The 4,099-nt window shown below is 67.9% G+C and carries 3 protein-coding genes; all 3 read right to left on the reverse strand.

The genetic code is table 11. From position 1 onward, the window contains the following. Nucleotides 1-335: 335 nt before the first annotated feature. On the reverse strand, nucleotides 336-1,541 hold the full coding sequence (gene flgL, locus D588_RS0106505; protein ID WP_017915411.1) for a flagellar hook-associated protein FlgL: 1,206 nt from the start codon (nucleotides 1,539-1,541) through the stop codon (nucleotides 336-338). Further along, nucleotides 1,538-3,412, reverse strand: a complete 1,875-nt coding sequence (gene flgK, locus D588_RS0106510; RefSeq protein WP_017915412.1) for a flagellar hook-associated protein FlgK — start codon at nucleotides 3,410-3,412, stop codon at nucleotides 1,538-1,540. Before flgK ends, flgL begins: the two co-directional genes overlap by 4 nt. Nucleotides 3,413-3,423: 11 nt before the next feature. After that, a partial coding sequence (gene flgJ, locus D588_RS0106515) for a flagellar assembly peptidoglycan hydrolase FlgJ (RefSeq protein ID WP_017915413.1) occupies nucleotides 3,424-4,099 on the reverse strand: 676 nt, incomplete at its 5' end.

Below are 4,099 nucleotides of genomic sequence, written 5' to 3' on the forward strand. Positions count from 1 at the left end.
CATTTTGATATCTCCTCTAAGCGATTTGTCCGGCAACCGGTTGGTGCCTGGAGTCTCCGCAGGGGGCCATCAATTTGGCCAGTGCGGCTGGTGATATAAGTAACGGCGACAGGCTCGCAACCTTTAGCGATTTACTGCAGAAAATTCGCCGTTCCGGCGATGCGTAAAACACCAGGAATACCGCGGAGAGCCTTTCTCGGCCGCACTTCGGCAAACTTTAGGGCTGCCTGCGCGTTGTCTACCTATCCAGCGGCGATGACGATCTTTGTATAACGCGAAAGGCCCGGAAGCGTTGCCGCGCTCCGGGCCTTTCTGTATATCCGGTATATCGCCGATCAGCCGAGCCGGTCGAACAGCGACATTCTCTGCATCTGGGTAAAGATGGTCTGTGCCGCTTTCAGCGCCGACTGTTCCAGTTGGTACTGGGAGATCGCCTGGGCGTAGTCGAGGTCGCGCAGCGAGGACAGGGTGGTCTTCAGGGTCACGTCGTTGGAGGCGCGCAGGTCGGTGGCGTTGTCGATCGCCGCGAGCTGGGCGCCGCCGGCGGCGCGCGCGTCGATCATCTTCGACGAGGCCTGGGTGATGTCGCGCATCGACGACTGCAGACCGTTCTGCAGGGCAGCCTTGGCGGCCGGGGTGATCGGATCGGTGTTGAGCAGGTTGACCAGGTTGCTGATGGTGGAGAACACATCCTTGGTGGTCGAGGCGCCGATCTGGAAGCTGTCGCCGGCGGCGGGGGCGCCGTCCACGCGCATCTTCAAGCCGGGCAGGCCGATGCTCTCGCCGGCGGCATAGGTGCCTGTATTGACCACCGCGCCACTGCTGTCGCGCACCTCGTAGGTGGTGGCGGCGGTGAACACGACACTGTAGCTGCTGCCGTTCCAGGCGCTGCCGGAGCCGTCGCGGCTGAAATCCAGCAGCAGGCCGGTGCCGGTGTTGCCGGCGGCCGCATGCGCGTCCACGGTGCCGTCCCCGGTGGGCACGCGCATGAAGATCTCGCTGCCGGGCAGGGTGTCGGAGACCTTGGTGTCCGGTGCCACTTCCACGCTGCGCTGGGTCTGGTTGCCGCTGTAGACCACGTTGCCCGAGACCACGGCGAACGGGGCCGCATCGTCGGCGGTGCCGCCGAACAGGTAGCGGCCGGAGCCGTCGGTGCTGTTGGACAGGCTCAGCAGGCTGTCGTGCAGGGTCTTCAGCTCCGCGGCGATGGCCTTGCGGTCGGGCGTGGTCAGCGCCGAACTATTGGCTTCCACCGTCAGATCCTTGACCCGCGCCATCAGGTCGCCGGCCTGCGCCAGCGAGTTTTCCTGCAGGTTGAGCCGATTCTGCACGTTGTTGGCGTTGTCGCCGAAGCGCGCCAGCGCGGCCACCGTGCGGTCCAGGCTGACCGCGGTGCCCGCGGCGACCGGATCGTCGGCCGCACTGACGATGCGCTGACCGGTGGAGAGCTGTTGCTGCAGGTGCGAGATCGTCGCCTGCTTGCCGAGCATGGTGTTGAGCGACTGATTGAAGATCATGCCGCTGGAGATGCGATTGCTCATCGGACCGCGCTCAGGATGGACTGGAACAGGGTGTCGGCGGTGGAGATCAGGCGCGAGGCCGCCTGGTAGGCCTGCTGCAGCCGCAACATGTCCGCCGCTTCCTCGTCGAGGTTGACGCCGGACAGCGAGTCGCGCGCGTCCTGGGCGCTGCTCTGGATCACGTCCTGCGCATCGGCCGCGTACTTGGCCTGGCGCGCCGCCGAGCCGACCGTGGTGGTCAGGCCGGCCACCGCACCGTTGAGGGTGATGGTGCCGCCGTTGAAGGCCTTGGCATCGTCCAGGTTGGACAGCAGCAGGGCGTTGCCGTTGTTGCTCGAGCCGACCCCGGTCGGGCCCACCGCGAAGCTGTCGCCGGCGGACGGGACGCCGTCCATGGTCAGGCTCCAGCCGTTGGCGCTGATGGTCTGGCCGGCGGTGTAGGTCTGCGGCGCGCCGCCGTTGATCGAGTAATGGGTGGAATCGATGAAGGCGATGTTCGCCGGCGTCAGCAGGTTGGCGTTGCTGGCGTTGGTCGCGGCGACGTTGCTGACCTTGCCGGTGCCCTGGTTGCTGAGCGTGGCGCTGGCCTGGATCGGCGTCGCCGCGGCGATGCGCGAGGGGTCGCTGATGGCCACGGACAGCTTGCTGATGGCATTGGCGGTGGGCTGCAGCAGGAACTTGTCGCCGCTGGCGGCGGTGCCGGAGACCTGCAGGGTCACGCCGTTGACCACGAACGGATCGGCGTTGGTGCCGGAGCCGCTCATCGGGACGCTGGCGCCGGTGTCGGCGCGGCTGGCGCTCCAGGCGGTGCCGTTGTAGGTCAGCAGCAGGTTCTGCCCGTCGAGCTTGCTCAGGTCGCTGACGCTGGCGGTGAACGCCGCGGTGCCGGTGTTGGCGCTGTTGCCGTCCACGGTCGGCGCCGGCAGGTTGAAGAAATCGCCGCCCATCTGGCCGTACAGGTCCATGCCGGCGTGGTGCTGCTGGTTGTAACTGCTGGCCACGCCGGTGGCGATGCGGCCGAGTTCGGCCTTGGTCGGATCCAGAACGTTGCTGCGGAACTCCAGGAAGCCGCCGATCTGCCCGCCCAGCGCCTTGCTGGTGAGCGGCGTCGAGCCGCCCGGCGTCTTCAGCGCGATCTGCAGCTTTTCCGGCTGGTAGGGATCGGGACTGGTGACCAGGGTCGACGCATTGGTGCCGACCACCATCGCCTGGCCGCCGGAGGTGTAGACGTTCATCATCCCGCCGTCCTGCTGGATGACGCTGCCGCCGGTGTAGCCGATGAGCTGGCCGATCATCTGGTCGCGGCGATCGAGCAGGTCCGGTGCGGCGGCATTGGCGTTGGAGCCGATCTGGCCGTTGAGCTTGGCGATCTCGGTGGCCAGGCGGTTGGCTTCGGCGGTGCCGGCCAGCAGGCCGTTGTTGACTTCGCTGCCGAGCGAGTCGAGCTGGCCGTTGAGCTGCTTGAAGCGGGTGACCAGCGAATTGCCGGCGTCCAGCAGGTTCTGCCGGTTGGCGCTGGCCGAGGCGTTGGAGGACAGGCCGGTGGTGGCGTCGAAGAAGTTCGACCACTGCCCGGCGATGCTGGTGGCCTTGTCCGAGAACAGCCCGTCGACGCGGCTGGACAGGCTGGAGAGCTGCTTCAGCCGGGCGACTTCGCCGGTGCTGTCGAACAGGCGCGAGATCGCCAACTGGTCGGCGACGCGGGAGACGTCGGTGATCTGGGTGCCGTTGCCGATGAACTCGCTGCCGTACTGGCTCGGGACCGTGGTCGCGAACGTCGTCCGCTGCCGGCTGTAGCCGTCGGTGTTGATATTGGCGACGTTGTGGCTGACCGTGGACAGGGCCCGCTGGAAGGCGAGCAGGGCGCCGGTACCGGTGGAGAGGATGGACATGGACGGCTACCTCAACGGCGCACGAGGCCGGACGGATCGACGGTGCTGGCCAGAACGCGCTCGATGCCGCCGGCGGCGGCGCTGCCGATCGCGGCGACCGCGCGGCCGATGGTCGGGCCGCCGGCGATGGCGGCGATCTTGGCTGCGTAGGCGGGGTCGGTGGCGTAGCCGGCGCGCTGCAGGCCCTGGGCGAAGCCGCGGATGTCGGTGCCGGCCTTCAGCGCCTGCTGGTAGCGCGGATTGGTCTTCAGCAGGCGCACGTAGTCGGCGAAGCTTTCCGCCGGCGAGGAATAGGCACGGAAATCGGCGGTCTGCGACTGCTTGACCCCGTCCACGTACTCGTGGGTGCCGGTGGTCACGCGGTCGCCGTTCCAGCCGGTGGCCTTGATCCCGAACAGGTTGTTGGAACTGGCGCCGTCGCCGCGGGAAATGCCGCGGCGGCCCCAGCCGGTCTCCAGCGCGGCCTGCGCGACCAGGGCGCGCGCGTCCACGCCCAATTCCTGCGCGGCCTTCTGAGCATGGTTCCAGATCTTGGCGACGAAGCCTTCCGGGGTGCGCTCGCCGAGGCTGGCCGCGGCGGCGTTGGCGGCCGCGGCGGCGCTGGGATCGATGGCGGTGCCGCTGTCGGCGGCCGCCTGCACGTTCGACCAGCGGTCGTCGGCACCGGCCCAGGACAGGCCGGCGCTG

It is taken from the genome of Xanthomonas sp. SHU 308, from assembly GCF_000364645.1.
Classification (GTDB): domain Bacteria; phylum Pseudomonadota; class Gammaproteobacteria; order Xanthomonadales; family Xanthomonadaceae; genus Xanthomonas_A; species Xanthomonas_A sontii.

What these genes read in the sequence shown, in the direction of transcription:
- flgL (WP_017915411.1), bottom strand. Translation starts at nt 1,541, where the DNA reads ATGAGCAATCGCATCTCCAGCGGCATGATCTTCAATCAGTCGCTCAAC.
- flgK (WP_017915412.1), bottom strand. Translation starts at nt 3,412, where the DNA reads ATGTCCATCCTCTCCACCGGTACCGGCGCCCTGCTCGCCTTCCAGCGG.